Source organism: Mesorhizobium dulcispinae, assembly GCF_033977345.1.
Lineage (GTDB): Bacteria > Pseudomonadota > Alphaproteobacteria > Rhizobiales > Rhizobiaceae > Mesorhizobium > Mesorhizobium dulcispinae.
Window position 1 is genome coordinate 61,416 of the sequence record NZ_JAVIIY010000015.1, and the last position, 16,221, is coordinate 77,636.

General features: G+C 64.8%; 13 protein-coding genes and 1 pseudogene. 10 read left to right on the top strand and 4 right to left on the bottom strand.

Annotated features, from left to right (window positions below):
- Positions 1-9: 9 nt before the first annotated feature.
- Positions 10-648, bottom strand: a complete 639-nt coding sequence (betI, locus tag RFN30_RS26090) for a transcriptional regulator BetI (RefSeq protein WP_320264951.1) — start codon at positions 646-648, stop codon at positions 10-12.
- 165 nt (positions 649-813) lie between these two features.
- Between betI and RFN30_RS26095 the strand changes: the two genes are divergently transcribed.
- The 4 genes from RFN30_RS26095 (at position 814) to RFN30_RS26110 (ending at position 6,141) form a co-directional block, all read left to right on the top strand.
- A complete protein-coding gene (locus RFN30_RS26095; protein ID WP_320264952.1) occupies positions 814-1,851 on the top strand; it encodes an alcohol dehydrogenase catalytic domain-containing protein in 1,038 nt (345 codons plus the stop codon).
- Between the two features lie 109 nt (positions 1,852-1,960).
- Positions 1,961-2,902: an ABC transporter substrate-binding protein gene (locus RFN30_RS26100; RefSeq protein WP_320264953.1), complete on the top strand. Its 942-nt coding sequence runs from the start codon at positions 1,961-1,963 to the stop codon at positions 2,900-2,902.
- 87 nt (positions 2,903-2,989) lie between these two features.
- On the top strand, positions 2,990-4,051 hold the full coding sequence (locus RFN30_RS26105) for a quaternary amine ABC transporter ATP-binding protein (protein ID WP_320264954.1): 1,062 nt from the start codon (positions 2,990-2,992) through the stop codon (positions 4,049-4,051).
- A gap of 41 nt (positions 4,052-4,092) precedes the next feature.
- Positions 4,093-6,141, top strand: coding sequence for an ABC transporter permease (locus tag RFN30_RS26110; protein WP_320264955.1), 2,049 nt, complete (start codon positions 4,093-4,095; stop codon positions 6,139-6,141).
- A 33-nt stretch (positions 6,142-6,174) separates the two neighbouring features.
- Here the strand turns inward: RFN30_RS26110 and RFN30_RS26115 are convergent, their stop codons facing one another.
- The 3 genes from RFN30_RS26115 to RFN30_RS26125 form a co-directional block, all read right to left on the bottom strand.
- Positions 6,175-7,635: an amidohydrolase family protein gene (locus RFN30_RS26115; RefSeq protein ID WP_320264956.1), complete on the bottom strand. Its 1,461-nt coding sequence runs from the start codon at positions 7,633-7,635 to the stop codon at positions 6,175-6,177.
- Between the two features lie 19 nt (positions 7,636-7,654).
- Positions 7,655-8,320: a flavin reductase family protein gene (locus tag RFN30_RS26120; protein WP_320264957.1), complete on the bottom strand. Its 666-nt coding sequence runs from the start codon at positions 8,318-8,320 to the stop codon at positions 7,655-7,657.
- A gap of 112 nt (positions 8,321-8,432) precedes the next feature.
- Positions 8,433-9,161 (bottom strand): GntR family transcriptional regulator, encoded by a 729-nt coding sequence (locus RFN30_RS26125; protein ID WP_320264958.1) that lies wholly within the window; start codon positions 9,159-9,161, stop codon positions 8,433-8,435.
- A gap of 231 nt (positions 9,162-9,392) precedes the next feature.
- Between RFN30_RS26125 and RFN30_RS26130 the strand changes: the two are divergent.
- The 6 genes and pseudogenes from RFN30_RS26130 to RFN30_RS26155 all read left to right on the top strand — a co-directional run bounded on the left by RFN30_RS26130 (position 9,393) and on the right by RFN30_RS26155 (position 16,211).
- Positions 9,393-10,969, top strand: a pseudogene (locus tag RFN30_RS26130) (ABC transporter substrate-binding protein).
- A 98-nt stretch (positions 10,970-11,067) separates the two neighbouring features.
- Positions 11,068-12,057: an ABC transporter permease gene (locus RFN30_RS26135; protein WP_320264959.1), complete on the top strand. Its 990-nt coding sequence runs from the start codon at positions 11,068-11,070 to the stop codon at positions 12,055-12,057.
- Positions 12,047-13,003: an ABC transporter permease gene (locus tag RFN30_RS26140; RefSeq protein WP_430699084.1), complete on the top strand. Its 957-nt coding sequence runs from the start codon at positions 12,047-12,049 to the stop codon at positions 13,001-13,003. Before RFN30_RS26135 ends, RFN30_RS26140 begins: the two co-directional genes overlap by 11 nt.
- A gap of 13 nt (positions 13,004-13,016) precedes the next feature.
- On the top strand, positions 13,017-14,213 hold the full coding sequence (locus tag RFN30_RS26145) for an amidohydrolase family protein (protein WP_320264960.1): 1,197 nt from the start codon (positions 13,017-13,019) through the stop codon (positions 14,211-14,213).
- A gap of 7 nt (positions 14,214-14,220) precedes the next feature.
- Positions 14,221-15,240, top strand: coding sequence for an ABC transporter ATP-binding protein (locus RFN30_RS26150; protein ID WP_320264961.1), 1,020 nt, complete (start codon positions 14,221-14,223; stop codon positions 15,238-15,240).
- On the top strand, positions 15,237-16,211 hold the full coding sequence (locus RFN30_RS26155; protein ID WP_320264962.1) for an ABC transporter ATP-binding protein: 975 nt from the start codon (positions 15,237-15,239) through the stop codon (positions 16,209-16,211). The genes RFN30_RS26150 and RFN30_RS26155 overlap by 4 nt, the downstream gene beginning before the upstream one ends.
- Positions 16,212-16,221: the final 10 nt, after the last annotated feature.

The following is a 16,221-nucleotide window of genomic DNA, read 5'->3' on the forward strand; positions in this document are numbered from 1 at the left end:
GCGAGAACGTCACGCCGCCTGCAGCTGAAGCCGCTTCAGCGTCGACACCATGGCCGCGCCAAGCATCTTTTCCGAATATTCGACCAGCAGCGCTCTCGCTTCCAGATGCGAGATGTCGTCGTCGGAATGGCCGCGCCGCAGCCAGAAGCCGTCCAGCATGGCGGCAAAGCCGCGCACGAACTGGTCGATTTCGCTTTTCGACCACAGTGGCGACAGCGCCGAGCCGATGTTCGAGCGCAGGCGCTTGTAGAACAGCTCTTGCAGCCGGGCGTAGCGCGGATTGTGCGCGGCCTCGGCGTAAAACGACACCCAGGCATTGGCCGTGTTGCGTTCGAATTTTTCTTCCGGGAAGTTGCCGTCGACGATGGCCGTCAACCGATCCCAACGGGTCTCGGCCTGGCGCAGATTGACCACCACTGCGTCCATCAGGACACGGTTGGCGTAGCGCACCATCTCGAACAGCACCTGATCCTTGTCCTTGAAGTAGTAGGTCAGGATGCCCTGCGACATGCCGGCTTCGTGGCAGATGCGGGTCGTCGTCAGGCCCTTCAGCCCATCGCGCAGGAAGATGCGGTGCGCCGCTTCGATCAGCTCGACCCGCCTGATGTCCTCGATGCGAGTTCGTTGCTTTCTTGCCTTGGCTGCCATGGGCTTCGTATATCCGACGAAAATTTTGTACGCTCTAACAAATTTTTGTATTGTGATATGATTTTTGCAGGCTTAGGCTGCGAAAGCAAGCTGGAACCCGATGCCCGAGGCGGCGTCGGTATCGGGCCTAGCAGCGGAAGCGTGCGAGGGCCGGACGGAGTTTTGATGACGTTGCATACACAAACGATGCGGGCCGCGGTCCTTGGCGGCTATGGCGAGCCGCTGGACGTCACCAGCGTGCCGCGTCCCGTCGCCGGCCCCGGTCAGATATTGGTGCGGCTGCAGGCCTGCGGCGTCTGCCACACCGACGTGCACATCTGGCGCGGCGAGAGCGTTCCGCCGCATGCGCCATCACCCTTCGTCATGGGCCATGAGGGCATCGGCCGCGTCGAGGCGATCGGCGACGGCGTCAGCGGCTGGGCGCTGGGCGATTGTGCCGGCGTGCCGTGGATCCACGACACCTGTTGCCGTTGCGACGAATGCCTGGATGGCTACGAGTCCTTCTGCCAGCACCATCGGGCGCACGGTCTGAACGTGCCCGGCGCCTTTGCCGAATATGTCGTTTGCGACGCCAGGTTCGCGGTAGCGTTGCCGGACACCATCGACCCGGTGACCACCGCACCGGTGATGTGCGCCGGCATCACCGCCTATGGTGCGGTGAAGCGGGCTGGACTGAGGGCAGGCGAGAGCGCCGTCATCTTCGGCTGCGGCGGCCTCGGCCTCTATGCGGTGCAGATCGCCAGCCGGCTCGGCGTCAGGGTGCTGGCGGTCGATCGCGATCCGGCGAAGCTGGAGATCGCCAGCCGCTACGGTGCGGCGGAAACCGAAATCGCCGATGCCGGCCTGCCTTCGCGCCTTGCCGCCAAGGGTGAAAAATATCACGCCTGCATCAACTTCGCGCCGACCACCGCGACCTGGGACGCCATGCTCGCGGGCATCCGCCCTCGGGGCAGGATCATCGCGGCCGCCATGGTCTTCCAGCCGGTACCTCTGATCCAGGAATGGCTGACGGCCACCGGCGTCGTCATCACCGGCACCAGCGTCGGCACCAGACAGGAAATGCGCGAACTGGTCGCCATGCACGCGGAGCAGTCGCTTGAAACGACCGTCGAGGTCATCGGGCTCGATGACGTGTCGGACGCGCTTGTCTCCCTCGAACAGGGCCGATCGAAAGGGAGGTACGTCATAAGCTTCACCGAGTGATCGATTGTGTCCTGCGGCCAGGGGAGTGGCGCGCAGGAGGCTTGCGGAAGCCTCGCTATCCAAGATGGAATTCAGCTCAAACCATAACATCCAGATAGGGGAAACCATCATGCCGAACGCAAAGAACAGACTGAGAAATGCCGGAATTGGGCTGGCGCTGGCGCTTGCCGCCACGACGCCTGGCCTGAGCGCCGACCTCGGCGCCAAGGACGAGCCAATCAAGCTCGCAATGCTCGAATGGACGGGCGCCCACGTCTCCACCCACATCGCCGGGCAGCTTCTGCAAAAGCTCGGCTACAAGGTCGAATATGTGACCGCGGGCAACTTCCCGCAGTTTTCCGGTCTCGCCGACGGCTCGCTCAGCGCCTCGGTCGAGGTGTGGATGAACAATGTCGGCGACATCTATCCTAAGACGCTTGCCGCCAAGCAGATCGAGGATATCGGCAAGCTCGATCTGAAGACGCGTGAAGGCTGGATCTATCCGAAATACATGGAGAAGGTCTGCCCCGGCCTGCCCGATTGGACGGCGCTCAACAAACCGGAATGCATCCAGGCGCTGTCGACGCCGGAGACTGCGCCCAATGCGCGCTTCCTCGACTACCCCGCCGACTGGGGCTCGCGAGCAGCAACGATCATTGCCGACAATTCCATGCAATACACCGCCGTGCCCGCCGGTTCGGAAGGCGCGCTGGTGGCCGAGCTCGAGGCCGCGGAGGCCGCCAAGAAGCCGCTGGTAATGATGTTCTGGGGGCCGCATTATGCGCTTGCCGAAAACGACGTCGGCTGGGTCACCATGCCGCCCTGCAAGGAGCAAACCAACGAGCACTGCATCACGCCGCCTGACGTCGACAAGATCGTCTGGTCGGGCTTCGGCGCCAAATGGCCGGTGGCTTACGCCTTCCTAAAAGCCTTCAAGGTGGACGCCGGCGAGCAGGAGAAGATGATGCTGGCCGTCGACAAGCAGGGCAAGGACCTCGACGCCGTCGTCAAGGAATGGATCGACAAGAACGAGACGGTGTGGAAACCTTGGGTCGATGCCGCCAAGGGATAATCCGCCGATGTGCCTGGCAAGGGCTGAAGGCAATCAACGCCTGGCTCCCGTGATACGCGGGACCGGGCAAGGCCAGGGCAGTCACCGATGAACGCCGCCGCGCGCCCGATAAAGCTTGCCTGCCGCAACGTCTGGAAGGTCTACGGCCGGCGTCCCGGCTACTACTTCGACTCACGCGGCTATGTGATCGATCCCGATGCGCTGGCCGAGCGGCTGCGCGCCGAAGCGCATCTGCCTGCCGTGGTCGATGCCAGCTTCGAGGTGGCGACCGGCGAGATCTTCGTCATCATGGGTCTCTCCGGTTCCGGCAAGTCGACGCTGGTCCGCTGCCTGTCGCGCCTGGTCGAGCCGAGCGCCGGCGAAGTCCTGCTCGACGGCAAGAACCTGCTCCAGGCCAGCGGCAGGGAGCTCATCGAGCTGCGCCGCCACGCCATGGGCATGGTGTTCCAGAATTTCGGCCTGCTGCCGCATTTGAGCGTACTCGACAATGTCGCTTTCCCGCTGAAGATCCAGGGGAAGCCGGCGAAGGACCGCGAAGCCCGCGCCCGCGAGATGGTGGCGCTGGTCGGGCTCGAGGGCCGCGAAGCCGCGTTCCCGCATCAGCTTTCCGGGGGCCAGCAGCAGCGCGTAGGCATCGCCCGCTCGCTCGCCGTCGGGCCGGAGCTCTGGTTCCTCGACGAGCCGTTCTCGGCGCTCGACCCGCTGATCCGCCGCCAGATGCAGGACGAGTTCCTGCGCCTGCAGCGCATGCTGAAGAAGACGATCATCTTCATCACCCACGACATCGCCGAAGCCTTCCGCCTGGCCGACCGGCTGGCGATCATGCGCGCCGGCAAGATCGTCCAGATCGGTCGCCCGGCCGACATCGTGCTCAATCCCGCCGACGACTATGTCGCGCAGTTCACCGAGGACATGCCGCTGCTGCGCGTCATCACGGCGGGCGATGTCGCGACGCCCGCCAACGGAGTAGCGCTGCCTGAAAAGACCATCGCCGCCGATACTAGCCTCGAAGCGCTGATCCCGAAGCTGGCCTCAGGCGTCACCGCCTTCACCGTGACCGGCGCCGGCGACAGCCCGCCGATGGTGCTCGACGCAGGCGCGGTGCTTGCCGTGCTGGAGCGCGAGCAGGCGAGGGGCACGCGGTCATGACGGCGCCGGCCGCGACATTGCGCTCCTCATCGAGGTTCGCAGTGGATCCGGCCCTCCTTCCCTGGTGCGCTCTCGCCGTGCTGACGGCACTTTGCCTGTTCTTGAAAACGGACTTTCCCTGGCTGGTCAATTTTCCCAAGGCATGGACACTGCCGCTGGCCGCTCAAGTCAACGCCGTGACCGACGCCGTCGTCGCCGTCGTCCAGCCGGCGTTCCGGGCGCTGTCGGCCATGCTCGACGCGCCGATGCGCGGCGCGCGGCTGGTGCTCGCCTGGCTGCCCTGGCCGGCGTTGATGATTGCGGTGGCGGCGCTTGCCGTGGCATCGAGCGGTGGCCGGTTGGCGATCTTCGCGGTGCTCGCGCTCGCCTACATTCTGTTCGCCGGCTACTGGCCGCAGAGCATGAACACGCTGGCGCTCGTGCTGTTGGCTGTGCCAATCTCGACCGTTCTCGGCTTCGTCCTCGGCGCCCTCGGCCATGCTCGCCCGCGCCTGCGCCCGATCCTGCTCGGCGCGCTCGACCTGATGCAGACCGTGCCGGCCTTCGCCTATCTCATACCGCTCTTGCTTCTGTTCGGCTTCGGGCCGGTGGTCGGGCTGATCGCCAGCGCCATCTATGCGACGCCGCCGATGGTGCGCAACACGATGCTCGGCCTCGACCGCGTGCCGGACGCCATCAGCGAGGCCGGGCTGATGAGCGGCTGCACCCGTCGCCAGCAATTCTGGCAGGTCGAGGTGCCGACCGCTCTGCCGCAGCTTCTCGTCGGCTTCAACCAGACGACCATGGCGGCGTTGTCGATGGTCATCGTCGCCGCCATCATCGGCGGCTTCGAGGACATCGGCTGGGAGGTGCTGTCCTCGATGCGCAAGGCCGAGTTCGGCCAGAGCATCCTCTCCGGCCTGGTCATCGCGCTGCTTGCCATCCTCATCGACCGCCTGACCATCGGTTTTGCCAGGGAGCCGGAGGCCGGGCCGACGCACGCAATGCGGTGGATGACGTCGCGTCGGCTCATCCTATCGCTGCTGTTCGCTCTGGGCCTCGCGGTCGTCATCCGCCTCGTCGCGCCGGATGGAGCGTTTTTGCCGGAAACCGGGCTGCGTATGGAGATGGGCGCCGTCAACCAGTGGCTGCTTGGGGTCGTGCGCGACTATGCCTGGTTCTTCGACGGTGTCCGCAACGCGGTCCTCTATTGCCTACTTCTGCCGCTGCGGGTCGGCATTTCGGGCTCCGCCACGCCGGTCATCTGGGGCTTCGCGCTGCCACCGGCGGCGGCAGCCGCCTATTTCGCTCTCGCCCTCGCTGCGGCCGGGTTGGTGCTGCGCGGCCTCGGCTGGCGGGCGGCCCTGGCGGTGCTGGCTGCGGGCCTCATCCTCTACACCGGGTTCCTCGGTCTTCCCTGGCCCGTCTTCATCCTCGCCGTCGCGCTGCTTGCGGGACAGGTCGCGGGCTTTCGGCTCGGTCTTTTCGCGCTTGCCGGTTTCGCGCTGATCCTGGTCAACGGGCTATGGCCGCAACTCGTGCAGTCGCTTTATCTCTGCACGCTGGCGGTGCTGCTCTGCCTGCTTGTCGGCGGCGCGCTGGGGATATGGGCGGCGCATAGCGACCGCGTCTCGCGCATCCTGAAGCCGATCTGCGACGCGCTGCAGACCATGCCGCAATTCGTCTTCCTCATCCCGGCGCTGATGTTCTTCAAGGTCGGTGAGTTCACCGCCTTGATCGCCATCATGCTCTACGCCATCGTGCCGCCGATCCGCTATGTCGAGCATGGGCTGCGGCATGTGCGCGCCGACGTGGTCGAGGCGGTCGAGCAAATGGGCGCGACGCCGATGCAGACGCTGCTGCAAGCCAAGCTGCCGCTGGCGCTGCCGGTCGTCATGCTGGGCCTCAACCAGACCATCATGGCGGCGCTCTCGATGTTGGCGATCGCAGCTCTTGTCGGCACTCGCGATCTCGGGCAGGCGGTCTATGTCGCGCTTGGCAAGGCCGATGCCGGCATGGGCCTGATCGCCGGCCTGTCGATCGCCTTCCTCGCGATCCTTGCCGACCGGCTCATCCAGGCAGCGGTAAAGCAGCGGACGGCAGCCACTTAGAGCGATATGTTCGCGTTCCTTCGGTGGGCCGTCTCAGTCGGATGTCCTTTCGACAATCCGGTACGCTGACGAAAATATCTCGCTTGCCGGAGGATGGCCGAAGGTGCGCTGCGGATATTTCTGCATCAGCCCCTCGAATTGGCGCTGCGCGCGCACCGCGTCGGCGACAGGGTCGATCCCCGGAATTTGCCGCTCGCGCATCACCGTGCGGCCGTCGATCACCACCGTTCTCGCGTCGCGCCCCGATGCCGAGATCATCAGTGTCTGGATGGGATCGATGACCTGGCCGAGGTCCGGGCCGGCAAGGTCCCAGACCACCAGATCGGCCCGACAGCTGGGAGCGAGCCTCCCGAGATCGGCCCGCCCCAGCGCATCCGCTCCGCCCAGCGTGGCGGCGTCGAAATAGTCTTCGGCGCGGCAGACATCGGCCCGGCCTTCGGCGATGCGGCAGACCATCAGGCCGATCTGCATGTTGAGCAGCATGTCCGGCGGCGAGGTGTCGGTGCCAAGCCCCATGCGGATGCCGCGCGCGCGATATGACGCGAAGCTCTCCAGCCCTTTGCCGAAGCGGGCAGCGACAAGCGGGCAATGCACGATGACCGCGCCTCTCTCCGCGACGATCTCGAGATCCCGCCCCGGTCCCGGCGCGAAGCGCGACGGGCTGACATGCGTGCCGTGCGGCAACAGGGTCCTGTCGGTCAGGAAGTCGAGGCTTTCCAGCCATTCGACGGAACTCATGCCGTGAAGGCGACCGACGGTCTGACGCTCGAACTCGCCTTGCGAGCAATGCAGCCGCACTGGAACGCCAAGCTCGCGGCCGGCCGAGCTGGTGCGGCGCAGCAGCTCAGCCGTGCACGTCTCGATCCGGTCCGGCGCAAGCATGGTCCGGACCAGCCCGCCATGCCGTCCCTCCATCCGGCCGCAGAAGGCGATCGCGTCCTCCAGCCCTTTGAGGCCGCGCTGCTCGTCGAAGAACAGCTCGATGCCGCCATCCGGCAAGACATGGGGATTGCCGGTTCGGTAGGCGGGGCCGAGATAGACGCGCAGGCCAAGCTCCGCCGCCGCGTCCGCGGCTCCTTCGAATTCCTCGACCGTCTCACCCCATTCCCGATAGTAGAGCGAGGCGATCGGAAGCGCTGTGGTGACGCCGTTCCGGATGAGCTGGCCAAAAGCATGGCGTTTTTGAAAGACCAGTTCCTCGAGCGAATACATCTCGTAAGGACCGGCATCCATGTAGGACTTCGGCCATACCCGCCCTTTGCGCCATGCCGGATGGTTGTCGAAGGACAGGATCGTGGTGTCGAGATCGGACAAGGCATCGAGGTCGATGAAGCCCGGGGCGATCAAAGCCTGTCCGCAGTCGATGCGCTCGTCGACATCGCCGGGAAATCCATGGCCGACATGGAGGATCTCTCCGTCCTGGTAGACCACCTCGCCCCGCGGCATGAGGACGTGCTCGCCGGCTTCATGCCCCACAACCCACGCGGCGGTCATGAGTGTCCGTTTGCCTGCGTTATGCATGTTGCGTCCTCAACTCCATGGCCCGCTTGCGCTCTTCCCATTGCTCGATGCTCATCGTCGGGAGGTCGAAAGTCTCGCTGGTCAGCGAATAGCCGTGGCCGCCCATGCGGCCGATGGCATCGAGACCGGCAGGGTCAACATGGAGGCGAGGGTTCACGATGTCCGAACGGATGTGAGCCGCGAGCACCTCGCCGAGGATGATCTCGCGCGAGTTGCCGATGCCGAGCGTAAGGTAGCTGCGGCACTCGAAGGCCGCGGGCGACTGCGCGATATAGGGTGCTCTTATCATGGAGCCGGGCAGGGCGGTGAGCCCGGCTTCCTTGAGCTCGTCGACGTCCGGGGCGAATGGCACCGCGCACACATTCATCGCCTCGAGGATTGCCCTCGACACGATGTTGATCGTGAACACGCCGGTCGCGCGGATGTTCCTGGCCGTGTCCTTGAAGGAAAGGTCGTCGTGGTTCTCGACGCCGAGCGCGAGCACCGCGGGCTCGGCCGAAAGGCAGTTGAAGAAGCTGATCGGCGCGGCGTTTGCCCGGCCCTCTTGGTCGACTGTCGTCACGAGCGCGATCGGCCGAGGGACCACCGTCCCGATCAGCAGCTTGTATTTCTCGCGCTCGCTCAGGCGCGTGAAGTCGAAACTTGTCTTGTCAGTCATGAGAGGGCTCGCAAATCGAGGGGAAGACGGCGGCTCGAGCGGCAGACGGGCGCGCAGCGAAGCAGCGGCGGGAGCCACTGCGTCCTGTTTCCAACGACAAGTTGGGCGGGTCTCAGTTTGCGGCCGCGCGTTCCCGGTAGCCCGCCAGCAGTTCCTTGAGGTCGCGCTCGCGCGCCGGCTTCAGGTCGAGCAGGCCTCGCGTGGCGACGGCCATCAAATGCTCGTCCATCAGTTTCACCGCCGTCGCCTCGTCGCCGCGCAGCAGCGCATCGATGATCGCTTGATGCTCGTTGACCGCACATTCGGAGGAGTGCGGCCGGCCGTAGAGCGCCAGGATCAGCGAGCAGCGGGAAGCCACCTCCTGCACGTAGCGTATCAGGAGTTCGTTGGCCGTCATGCTGGCCAGCAGCGTATGGAAGTCGCCGGACAGCCTTATCGATTCGGGGCCGTCGCGGCCTTGGGCCCGTTCCTCCGCGGCGACATGCGCGTTCAGCTCCCTGGCCTGCTCCGGAGTGAGGTGTCCGGCGAGGCTCTCGATGACCGTGCGCTCGAGACCGCGGCGCACCTGAAAGACCGCACGCGCTTCCGCCAGGCTCGGCGATGCCACCTCGGCCCGCTTGTTGGGCCGCTGTGAAACCAGCCCCTCGACCGTTAGCCGCGCCAGCACGCTTCGCACCACGGTTCGGCTGACGCCGAAGCTCTCTCCGACGGAATCCTCGGGAAGCTTCGTTCCGGGCGCAAGCGCCTGCTCGATAATTGCCCGCCGCAGCGCCTGATAGACGCCATCCGCCAGGTTGCCTGCGCGGCTCTTCCGTTCGGTCGATGAATTCTGATCGGTCATGGCGTGCTGATTTATCGGTTTGGCGTGTGCGGGTGTCAACCATGGCGCTCTCGGCTTTGGCCCGTTCCGTGACGGGCAGATGTTTTCACTTGCATCGTAAAACAGTATACACTATTAGCATAAAAGTGAATACAGTATGCGCGGGAAAACAATCCCACCGCAAGAAATGTGCAGCCCAAGCGGCGCCCGAAAATCGGGGTCCGTATTCGCCAACAATGGAGAGGTTAAAAGATGAATCAGTTTCTCAGTTTTTCGGTCGCTGCCGCCGCGCTTGCCGCCGCCACCGTCTCAGCATCGGCCGAAAACGTGATGCGGTGGGGCTCGCAGCGCGACATCCTTTCGCTCGATCCGTATTCCTACGGATCCTCCTTCACGATCTCAGTGCTCAATCACGTCTATGAAGGCCTGGTCCGCTACGACGACAAACTGCAGATCGCGCCGGCCCTGGCGGAGTCCTGGGAAGTGGTCTCGCCGACGCTTTGGCGCTTCCATCTGCGCAAAGGCGTGACCTTCCACAACGGCGATTCCTTCAGCGCCGATGATGTGATCGCCTCGTTGACGCGCGTCAGCGATCCGGCCTCGCCTCTGCGCGGCAATCTGCCGGCCTACAAGGGCGCTAAGAAGATCGACGACTACACCGTCGAAATCACGACGACGCCGAACTATCCGCTGCTGCTCAACGATCTCACCAACATCGTGATGCTCGACAAGAAGTGGCTGGTTGCCAACCATGCCGAGGCTCCGACCGATGCCGGCAAGGGCGTGGAAGGCTATGCGACGACGCATGCGAACGGCACCGGCCCGTTCAAGGTCGTTTCCCGCCGCCCGGACGCCGAAACTGTGTTCGAGGCGAACAAAACCTGGTGGGACAAGCCCAGGCACAACATCGACAAGATCGTCTTCACGCCGATCACCTCGTCGGCGACCAGGGTCGCCGCGCTCCTGTCGGGCGAGATCGATTTCACCAACGAAGCGCCCTGCAGGACATTCCGCGCCTGAAGGCGACCCCGGATATCAAGATCCTCGCCAGCAACGAGCTGCGCACCGCCTTCTTCCTGTTCAACCGCAAGGACAAGCTCGTCGCCTCCGACGTGACCGACAAGAACCCGTTGAACGACGTCAAGGTTCGCCAGGCCATGTATGAGGCGCTCGACCTCGACGCGCTCCAGAAGAAGGTGATGCGCGGCCTTTCCAGAGCCACGGGCTCCATGGTCGCCCCGGCGATACCGGGCTACACGGAAGCGATGGACCAGCGCCCGAACTATGACCCTGAAGGCGCCAAGAAATTGCTTGCCGAGGCGGGCTACCCGGACGGCTTTTCATTCTCCCTGGTCTGCGACAACGACAGCTACGTGAACGAGGAGGAGATCTGTCAGGCCGCCACGGCCATGTGGGCGCGCGTCGGCCTCAAGGCCGACCTCGATGTCGGGCCGACCAGCCTCCAGACCGCGAAGTTCGAGAGCGGCAAGTTCGACGTCGGCATTCTTGGCTGGGCCAACGAGCCGATGATCGACAGCTACTCCATTCTCGTTCAGGTCGCCCACTCAAAGACCGGCACCTCGGGCGTCTTCAACTGGGGTTCGTGGAGCTACCCGGAAGTCGACGGCCTGATCGATGCGGCGGGTCAGGAACTCGATCGCACCAAGCGGCTCGCGCTGCAGAGCGAGGCCTTGCTCAAGGTCAAGAGTGACTTCGCTTTCATGCCGTTGCACCAGCAGCCGATGGTCTGGGCGACCGGCCCGAAGGTGGAAAGCATGGTGCAGCTTTCCGACAACAAGCCGCGTTTGTGGATGGCCAGGATGAAGTGAGCCGATCCGCGGTCGGGAACGATTCCGGCCGGGATAGGGCAGCGAGGTTCCGGGGTGGTCCCCGGAACCTTCGGGCTTAATCCGGGAGACAACCAGACATGCTCGCAATCGTCATCAGGCGCCTGGGCAACGCGGCCCTTGTCATGCTGGTGGTGGCATTCGTCGCCTTTGTCATCTTCCAGTTTCTCGGCGATCCGGTCCAGCTCATGCTGAACGAGCAGGCAAGCGCGGCCGAGCGTGAGGCGCTCAGGATTCGGCTCGGCCTGGACCAGCCGGTGATCATGCAGTTCTTTTCATTCGTCCTGCGTGCCCTGCAGGGCGACTTCGGCGTATCCTATCGCAACCAGCAGGACGTCATAATGCTGATCGCGGAGCGGTTCCCGGCAACCTTCGAGTTGGTGATGGTCGCGACGGTCCTGGCTCTGGGCATTGGAATACCGCTTGGCGTGCTCGCCGCCATCAATCCGCGAAGCCTCGCCGCCAGGGCAACGCGGCTGATATCGATGGTCGGCGTTTCCGTTCCGGCCTTCGTCGTCGGCATCGTGCTCATCCTGATTTTCTCGGTCGAGTTGAACTGGCTGCCCGCATTCGGGCGCGGCGACGTCGTCCATATCGGCCGCTGGTCCACGGGCCTGCTGACGCCCTCCGGCAGGATCGCGCTGATCATGCCGGCGATCTCGCTGGCATTGTTTCAGATCTCCTTCATCACCCGGCTCGTCACCGCCGAGATGCTGGAAGTGCTGCGCACGGACTATATCAAGTTCGCCAGGGCACGCGGCCTTTCCGACGGCGCCGTCAACTTCCATCACGCATTGAAGAACTGTCTCATGCCTGTCGTCACCATGACCGGCATGATGATCGGCGACCTCATTGCCTTCGCCCTGGTCACGGAGACGGTTTTCCAGTGGCCCGGGATGGGCCTGCTGTTCGTCCAGGCGGTGACCTTCATCGATATCCCGGTCATGGCGGCCTACCTCATGATCGTCTCGTTTATCTTCGTGACGCTGAACACGATCGTCGACCTGATCTATGTGCTGGTCGATCCGCGCCTGCGCCACGGCATGGCTGGAGGCGCGCGTGCTCACTGAGAAACTGACCGCCGGCAAGGCGGACGCCGCGCGATCGTCAAGATTGAAGACGTTTCTGGACAGCGATCTCGTCTACGATTTCCTGCATTCGCCGGTCGCCCTGATCTCGGCGCTGGTGCTGGTCGCCATCGCCATGTCCGCCGCGCTCGCGCCCTTGCTCTCGCCGCAAAACCCCTACGACCTGACGCAGCTCTACCTCGACAAGGCCGAGCTGCCGCCGATCTGGACGGCGGACGGGGAGGCGCCGTACCTGCTCGGCACCGACGTACAGGGCCGCGACATCTTCTCCGCGATCCTCTACGGCTCGCGCATCTCGCTGATGATCGGTTTCGCGGGCGTCATCATGGCGGCCACGATCGGCGTTCTGGTCGGCCTCATCGCCGGTTATATCGGCGGCTGGATCGACAATTTTCTCATGCGCGTCGGCGACCTCGTGCTGTCGATCCCGACCCTTTTGGTGGCGATCCTGGTCAGCGCGATCTTCCGCCATCTGCTGCCGATATCGCTTCGTGACGCCTTCACGCCGGCCATTCTGATCATATCGATCTCCATCACGTCATGGGTGCAATATGCGCGCCTCGTGCGGGCCTCGGCCATGGTCGAGGCGAGGAAGGAATATGTGCTTGCCGCGCGCGTGTTGCGGGTCTCTTCGGCGCGCATCATGCTGTCGCATATCCTGCCGAACGTCATGACGCCGGTCCTGGTCACCGCGACCCTCAACCTCGGCCTTGCCATCCTTGCCGAGGCCACGCTGTCCTTCCTCGGCGTCGGCATGCCCGCGACCCAGCCTTCGCTCGGCACGCTGATCCGCATCGGCAACCAGTATTTCTTCTCGGGAAGCTGGTGGGTCGTGCTGTTTCCCGCGCTGCAGCTCAGCCTGATCATCCTCGCGGTCAATCTGCTGGGTGACTGGTTGCGCGACGCGCTCAATCCCAAACTTCACTGATCAGGAACCGATCATGGACCAGACCGTCATCCTCAAAAACGTTCGCCCCTGGGGGGAATCCGCCACCGATGTCGTCATCCGCGAAGGCCGCATCGCCGAGGCAGGCCCCGCGACGGCGATGGTGGAAGCCCAATCCATCGACGGCAACGGCGCGATCCTCCTTCCCGGGCTGGTCGAAGCGCATACGCATCTCGACAAGACCCTTTACGGGATGCCCTGGAACCGCAACAGCGTGCCGTCCAACCTGGTCGCCAAGATTACCAACGAGCGCAATTCCAAGAAGCGGATCGGTCTCGATCCGGCGCGGCAATCGGCAAGACAGGTGGCGCTTTCGGTGGGCCATGGAACCACGCACATCCGCAGCCATGTCGACGTCGACACCGAGCATGGCCTTGCCGGCGTGCACGGCGTCATGGCGACGCGCGAGAAATACGCCGACGTGGTGGACATCGAGATCGTCGCCTTTCCGCAGTCGGGAATGCTGATCCGGCAAGGCACCAAGGAACTGATGGACGAAGCGTTGAGCCTCGGCGCCGATGTCGTCGGTGGTCTCGACCCGTGCTCCATGGATCTCGATCCGAAGGGTCATCTCGATGTCGTCTTCGCGCTGGCGGAAAAGCATGGCAAGCCGATCGACATCCACCTGCACGAACCTGGTGAGCTCGGCATCTTCACCACGCGGCTCATCATCGAGCGGACGCGGGCTCACGCGATGGCCGGCAAGGTGATCATCAGCCACGCCTTCTGCCTCGGCCACAACGACTATCTGGCGATCGGCAGGCTGCTGGAGCAGCTTGCGGAGACCGGGATCGCCATCATGACCACCGGCCCGGCCGATTATGCCTGCCCGCCCTTGATCCGCACGCTCGACGCCGGCGTGACGGTCTGTTCCGGTTCGGACGGCATCCGCGACTGCTGGGGACCGTACGGGAATGCCAACATGCTGGAGCGCGCCGTGTTCCTCGGCATGCGCAACGACCTCGATCGCGACGACGATATCCTGCGGGCCGTCGAGGTGGTTACCACCGGCGGCGCTACCGTGCTCGGTCTGGAAGGCTACGGCGTCAAGGTAGGCGACATGGCCGATCTCGTGCTGATCGACGGAGAAACGCTCACGGAAGCCGTCGTGTCGCGGCGGCCGCGGCCGCTGGTGATGAAGCGCGGCAAGGTCGTGGCCCGCGACGGCGCCCCGCTGTTCACGACGGAGTAGCGGACCCATGGCGCCCAAGCCCGCACCGGATCAGGCCGCGCAGGCCGAACCTGTTCTGGATATCCGCGACCTCGTCGTAGAGTTCCCGACGCGGCGCGGCGTTCTGACCGCCATCCGGGGCGTTTCGCTGACGATAGCGCGCGGCGAGATACTCGGCATCGTCGGTGAATCGGGCGCCGGAAAGTCCCTGACCGGCGCCGCGGTCATCGGCCTGCTCGAGCCGCCGGGCCGTGTCGCCGGCGGCCAGATCCTCGTCGGGCAGAAGCGTATCGATACGCTGTCCAGGAGAGCGATGGCGGCGCTGCGTGGAAAGGTGATCGGCGCGATCTTCCAGGATCCCCTGACCTCGCTCAATCCGCTGCTCACGATCGGCGATCAGCTCGTCGAGACGATCCGCCGCCATCTTCCGCTTTCGTCGGCTCAGGCGGTCAGGCGCGCCGTCGACCTCCTGGCCGAGGTCGGCATTCCCTCTCCCGAACTGCGCGTCCAGCAATATCCGCATCAGTTCTCGGGCGGAATGCGGCAGCGCGTGGTGATCGCGCTGGCACTTGCCGGCGAGCCCGATCTGGTCATAGCGGACGAGCCGACCACCGCGCTCGACGTGTCCATCCAAGCCCAGATCACCGCACTTTTGAAGCGCATATGCCGGGATCGCGGAACGGCGGTCATGCTCGTCACGCATGACATGGGCGTCATCGCCGAGACCGCCGACCGCGTGGCGGTGATGTATGCCGGACGCATCGTCGAGGTCGGTCCGGTTGAGGACATCATCCGGCGGCCGAAACATCCCTACACGCAAGGGCTGATCGGATCGATACCGGGCATTGCCGGGCACCGCGACAGGCTCTCGCAGATCGACGGCGCCATGCCGCGCCTCAATGCCATGCCCGAAGGCTGCGCCTTCAGCCCGCGTTGTGCCCTGGCCGATACGCGCTGCCGCAGCGCTCAGCCGACACTGGCCGCGATCGGACGCGGCGCGGCGTCATGCTGGAAGGCGCCCAGCGCCAAGACCGTGGAGGCCGCATGACACATCTGTCCGTGGATCAGGCCGCGCTCGACGTCGACAACGTCGCCTGCTGGTTCGACATCCCCCCGCCCTGGTTCGAGCGCGCCGTCCTGCGCAAACCCGTGGTCAGGCTCAAGGCCGTGGACGGCCTCTCCTTCTCGATCCGGCGCGGTTCCACACTGTCGATCGTCGGCGAGTCCGGCTGCGGAAAATCGACCCTGGCCCGGCTGGTGGTCGGGCTCTACCGGCCGACGCAGGGTTCGCTGTCCTTCGCGGCGGGGAACGGGCGCGACGGCAAGGTTCGCACCCAGATGATCTTCCAGGACCCCTTCGCCAGCCTCAACCCTCGCTGGCGCGTGGGTGCGATCATCGCCGAACCCATCCGCCAGATGCGGTTACGGGAACCCGGCATCGAGACCGAGCGCCGCGTGCGCGACCTGCTGGAAACGGTTGGCCTTTCCGGCCGCGACGCAAGCCGTTTTCCGCATGCGTTTTCCGGCGGTCAGCGCCAGCGCATTTCGATTGCCCGCGCGCTGGCGGCGGAGCCGGAATTTCTCGTCTGCGACGAGCCGACTTCGGCGCTCGACGTTTCCGTGCAGGCGCAGATCCTCAACCTGCTCAAGGATCTGCAGCGCGATCTCGGCCTTACCTACCTGTTCATCAGCCACAATCTGGCCGCGGTGCGCCACGTCTCGGATCGCGTCGCGGTGATGTATCTGGGACGCATCGTGGAGGAAGGTGCGGTCGACGAGGTATTCGACCGGCCGAAACATCCCTATACGCGGTTCCTCCTCGACACCGTGCCCAATCTCGACCAGCCGAAGCGCGACCGCGTCTCGGCGGCGATCGACCTGCCGAGCCCGATCAACCCGCCGCCCGGCTGCAGCTACAATCCCCGCTGTCCGCTCGTCACCAGCCTGTGCCGAACGCAGGCGCCCGAGGTTCGCCCCTTGGGCGGCGCCCTGGTGCGCTGCCACAACACGTCGGCCTAGCACCGCCGCG

What these genes read in the sequence shown, in the direction of transcription:
- betI (WP_320264951.1), bottom strand. Translation starts at nt 648, where the DNA reads ATGGCAGCCAAGGCAAGAAAGCAACGAACTCGCATCGAGGACATCAGG.
- RFN30_RS26095 (WP_320264952.1), top strand. Translation starts at nt 814, where the DNA reads ATGACGTTGCATACACAAACGATGCGGGCCGCGGTCCTTGGCGGCTAT.
- RFN30_RS26100 (WP_320264953.1), top strand. Translation starts at nt 1,961, where the DNA reads ATGCCGAACGCAAAGAACAGACTGAGAAATGCCGGAATTGGGCTGGCG.
- RFN30_RS26105 (WP_320264954.1), top strand. Translation starts at nt 2,990, where the DNA reads ATGAACGCCGCCGCGCGCCCGATAAAGCTTGCCTGCCGCAACGTCTGG.
- RFN30_RS26115 (WP_320264956.1), bottom strand. Translation starts at nt 7,635, where the DNA reads ATGACCGCCGCGTGGGTTGTGGGGCATGAAGCCGGCGAGCACGTCCTC.
- RFN30_RS26120 (WP_320264957.1), bottom strand. Translation starts at nt 8,320, where the DNA reads ATGACTGACAAGACAAGTTTCGACTTCACGCGCCTGAGCGAGCGCGAG.
- RFN30_RS26125 (WP_320264958.1), bottom strand. Translation starts at nt 9,161, where the DNA reads ATGACCGATCAGAATTCATCGACCGAACGGAAGAGCCGCGCAGGCAAC.
- RFN30_RS26135 (WP_320264959.1), top strand. Translation starts at nt 11,068, where the DNA reads ATGCTCGCAATCGTCATCAGGCGCCTGGGCAACGCGGCCCTTGTCATG.
- RFN30_RS26145 (WP_320264960.1), top strand. Translation starts at nt 13,017, where the DNA reads ATGGACCAGACCGTCATCCTCAAAAACGTTCGCCCCTGGGGGGAATCC.
- RFN30_RS26150 (WP_320264961.1), top strand. Translation starts at nt 14,221, where the DNA reads ATGGCGCCCAAGCCCGCACCGGATCAGGCCGCGCAGGCCGAACCTGTT.
- RFN30_RS26155 (WP_320264962.1), top strand. Translation starts at nt 15,237, where the DNA reads ATGACACATCTGTCCGTGGATCAGGCCGCGCTCGACGTCGACAACGTC.